General features: G+C 37.4%; 4 protein-coding genes. 2 read left to right on the top strand and 2 right to left on the bottom strand.

Annotated features, from left to right (window positions below):
- Positions 1 to 17 precede the first annotated feature (17 nt).
- On the bottom strand, positions 18 to 257 hold the full coding sequence (locus tag FD29_RS01765; protein ID WP_057887271.1) for a hypothetical protein: 240 nt from the start codon (positions 255 to 257) through the stop codon (positions 18 to 20).
- Positions 254 to 1261, bottom strand: a complete 1008-nt coding sequence (trpX, locus tag FD29_RS01760) for a tryptophan ABC transporter substrate-binding protein (protein ID WP_057887270.1) — start codon at positions 1259 to 1261, stop codon at positions 254 to 256. Before trpX ends, FD29_RS01765 begins: the two co-directional genes overlap by 4 nt.
- A gap of 384 nt (positions 1262 to 1645) precedes the next feature.
- On the opposite strand from trpX, the gene FD29_RS01755 reads away from it, so the two are divergent.
- A complete protein-coding gene (locus FD29_RS01755; RefSeq protein WP_057887269.1) occupies positions 1646 to 2722 on the top strand; it encodes a YibE/F family protein in 1077 nt (358 codons plus the stop codon).
- Entirely contained in the window at positions 2722 to 3480 is a 759-nt protein-coding gene (locus FD29_RS01750; RefSeq protein WP_057887268.1) for a YibE/F family protein, read from the top strand. Before FD29_RS01755 ends, FD29_RS01750 begins: the two co-directional genes overlap by 1 nt.
- Positions 3481 to 3842: the final 362 nt, after the last annotated feature.

The raw sequence follows: 3842 nt of genomic DNA, 5'->3' as shown, positions 1-3842 counted from the left end.
TACTGTTTAGAATACTCTCATTTTCTATATATCCACTTGACTAATCGTAGGAAACAACCGAAGACAAAGGCAATTAATAGAGCATAAAGCGTTGAGTGACCACTTTGGATCAAACTGATGGCTGTGACAGCTCCTAAAGGAAAACTACCTTCGACAGTCATATCAGGAAAATCGAGAATTCTGAAAGTGATGAAAAGGCCGATAGCCATGATGGACCAGATGAAACCTTGACTTATAGTAGATACGATTAAATTCATTTGATAATTTGTCCTTTCTTTTGAGCTTCTTTAATGAGTGATTCTGGAAATTGAATATTAAGTTTCTTAGCCATCTTTTCGTTCAACGTCAAGTGGCCTTTCTTCATAAAGGTAACCGGCGTTGTAGCTGGATCTTCTTTACCTTGTAAGATTCTAACAACGTGTTTACCAGTTTCTTCACCAAGTTCATATTGGCTCAATCCGACTGTGGCTAAACCACCATCTTTAACCATAGTAGTGGCGGCTGGGAAAACGGCGATGTTTTGTTTGAGTGCGATTGATGATAGAAGCTTCATACCAGAAGCAACCGTGTTGTCAGTTGGAACGTAGATTGTTTGAACCTTTTGAGCTAAAGCTGTTCCGACTTGTTGGATATCGTTGACTGAATTGATACTGGAAACTTGGACATTGATGCCGTCTTTTTTAGCGATAGCTTGCATTTTCTTCATTTGGCTAGTAGCTGAAGCATCGCTGGATGTATAAATAATACCGATATTTTTGAGATTAGGAACAACTTTTTTCATCAAATCAAGTTGAGCTTGTAAAGGAGCTTGATCGGAAACGCCGGTGATGTTCTTGCCCGGTTTGTTGTTGTTACTAATGATTCCGGCACCTTCAGGATCTGTAACAGCACCCATGACGATAGGAATCTTCGAGGTTGCATTTTTAAGTGATTGAACTGATGGAGTGGCGATCCCAACGGCCACATCAACGTTGTCTTGAACGAATTGTTTACTGATAGTTCTTAGATTACTTTGATCCCCTTGAGCATTTTGGAACTCAATTTTGACATTTTTGCCGTCGATGTAACCATTCTTTTTCAATGTATCATCGATCCCCTTGTTGATTTGGTCTAAGGCGGGATGCGACATCAATTGTAAAACCCCAACTTTAGGAATGGCATTGGCCTTTTGGCTATCAGCTCTCCCTGTGTAAAAATAAGCAAATATTAAGAACATTGCTAGTGCTGCAAGTGTTGCGTAAAGTCTTCTCGTATGTTTCATCGTTTTCTTCCCCCAAATAAAAAAGACAATCCCAGAATTTTTGTGGGATTGTCTCTAAAAAATAAAATACCCACATGGCTAAATTGTTAAAAAATTTCTCCATGTGGGCTCTAAAATTATCATAGTTTAATAAGCCGACACGGATTCAATCCTATTCAGATTGAATCCATATCGGATCAATCTGAGTTATCGGCTTTGCCAACGAATATTCACGATGTTTAGAGAGATAAATGATTTCATAATGTTTTCTCCTAACAAATTGATGTCTCAAATATATTTCAAAAGGATAGTGTTGTCAACTATAAATTTTTAATACAAAAAATATTAAATATTTTCTGAAAAAACATATAATGTAGACATTGGCAAAGATAAGAGGAAATTTCTATGAAAAAAAATATACGTTTACTTCTGATTGTTGGTCTTATCGTAGCTTTCGTTACTGGATTGACTTACTTTGACAGTTTTATGTACCACGATCCGGTGGTTAAAGTGCAAAAGGTGACAACCCTAGATAAAAGTACATCAACTGATGAGTATAAGAATACGGATACCCAAATTACGCAACGTGTCAGTGGCAAGTTGTTGAATACTAAAAATAAAGGGCAGACGATATCCTTTAAGAATTCCTATTACAGATCCCAACTTATCGATACTAAATACTCAGTTGGTCAACAAGTCATTTTGGTTAAAAGCGGCAAAAGCTACACGCCTAAAAATGTAAAACGTGATACGAGTCTTGTTTTTACCATCGGGATAGTTATCTTCTTGCTCTACTGTATGAAGTTCGACCGTCGAAAGTTATTTATCAGTGTTTTAATTAATATCGCAATTTATTATGGCTATTTACGCACAATCATCAAGACTCATAACAGTGTCTTACTGCCATTAACCGTTATAACGGCTTTAATTATCTCTGCGGTGGCATTGTTAGTCATTTTAGGACCAACATATCCGGCTTTGATGGCTTATTCTAGTACCGTTATATCGACGACCGCTGCTTTGTTGTTGAGTACTTTTGTACTGGGATTGTCAGGCTACTCTAGTATTCATTTGGAGTTGAATGATTTTGAATTACAGCCATATTTAGGCGTTTTCTTGTCGCAAGTAATCTTCAGTGTTCTAGGAGTTATTTTGGATGAGACGATGGATATTTCTTCATCATTGATCGAAATGAAAAAGGAAGTCTCCGACGTGGCTGAAAAGACACTCTTTAAGTCCGGTATCAATATCGGTAAAGAATTGATAGGTCCGCTGATCAATATTCTTTTATTCATCGTTATAGCGGAGAATTTAAATGTTGTTTTATTGTATATGACTAACGGAAATTCGATTGGTTACACGATGAATATGACTTTAAGTCTCGGAATCACTCAACTATTGATCAGTGCAATCGGTATTGTTTTGACTGTTCCGATAACGAGTTTTATCGCTAGTAAAGTGATCACAAGGAGGATGAAATAATGTTATATCTATTTTTGACCTTCGTTGTATTGTTGTTGATAGTCACTGGAACACGTGGTTTTACGCTGTTGTTTGGCCTGGGTATCAATATTATTTCGATTTTGGCATTATTGATCTTAATTGCTGACGGTTTCAATGTTTTAGTGACGACTGGAATCATCTCAATGATCATTTTGATTGTGGCGATTTACATGAACGTCGACAACGGCAATACTGCTAATACAGCGTTTAAAACGTCGTTGTTGATAATGATTCTTATTCTTTTGATCACAGTGCCTTTGGAATACTGGGCAAATGCGCAAGGTATGGGTGTTGAAAATCAAGACGAATTAGAGGCCTTTTCATTGGCTGCCGGGATCTCATTTCCACAATTGGCAATCTCCATCATCGTTATTAATAGTTTGGGCGTTATCTCTGAAACCAGTGTGGCAATAACGAGTGGACTGAATGAAATCGTTGAAAATAAGCCAACGTTGACACCGAGTGAAATTTTTAATGACGGTTTTTCAGTAGGAAATAAGATTCTCAATACGCAGACGAATACTCTGTTGTTCAATTTCTTTTCATCGACCTTCCCATTGTTCTTCGTTATTCATTCGTTGGGCTATAAATTTACTGAGATACTTAATGATAAACTGGTTGTGGCCGAAGTTTTAACCACTTTGATATGTACAGTGGGCGTTATTTTGACCGTTCCGATTACGACTTATCTGGTTTATCGCAAAGCCAATGGTAAATTGAAAAAAGTTCAAAAATAAAGAATTTTTGGTTTTAGTTGTTCACTGCCGTCTTCCATGAAATTCTGGTGGACGCTGGAACGCAGTGAGAGCAACTTAGAGCCAATTACAGTTCAAATTGTCTCTAAGCTTGTCTGTCTCTAACCTGGCAAAGGACGCCAGCCAAGAGACTACCACGGCTGAGCATCCACCAGAATTCCATTCCAGACTAAACGACTTTTATTTGTTTTATATTAGTAGTGTTAATATTATAGATTCTAATGATTTGATATTTTATTTAAAGTAATACTAAAAAGGTCATCCAGTTGATTTTGGATGATCTATTTTGGTAGTGCGCCCGGCATGGGCGCTAACTTGGTGGCGAAAGTCCACTGTGAGCCGTA

Source organism: Companilactobacillus mindensis DSM 14500 (assembly GCF_001434275.1).
Lineage (GTDB): Bacteria > Bacillota > Bacilli > Lactobacillales > Lactobacillaceae > Companilactobacillus > Companilactobacillus mindensis.
Note: the sequence above shows the minus strand (reverse complement) of the source record. Positions and strands in the feature narration are given on the sequence as shown.

Excerpts from the sequence above, each read along its gene's own strand:
- FD29_RS01765 (WP_057887271.1), bottom strand. The coding sequence starts at position 257 with ATGAATTTAATCGTATCTACTATAAGTCAAGGTTTCATCTGGTCCATC.
- trpX (WP_057887270.1), bottom strand. The coding sequence starts at position 1,261 with ATGAAACATACGAGAAGACTTTACGCAACACTTGCAGCACTAGCAATG.
- FD29_RS01755 (WP_057887269.1), top strand. The coding sequence starts at position 1,646 with ATGAAAAAAAATATACGTTTACTTCTGATTGTTGGTCTTATCGTAGCT.
- FD29_RS01750 (WP_057887268.1), top strand. The coding sequence starts at position 2,722 with ATGTTATATCTATTTTTGACCTTCGTTGTATTGTTGTTGATAGTCACT.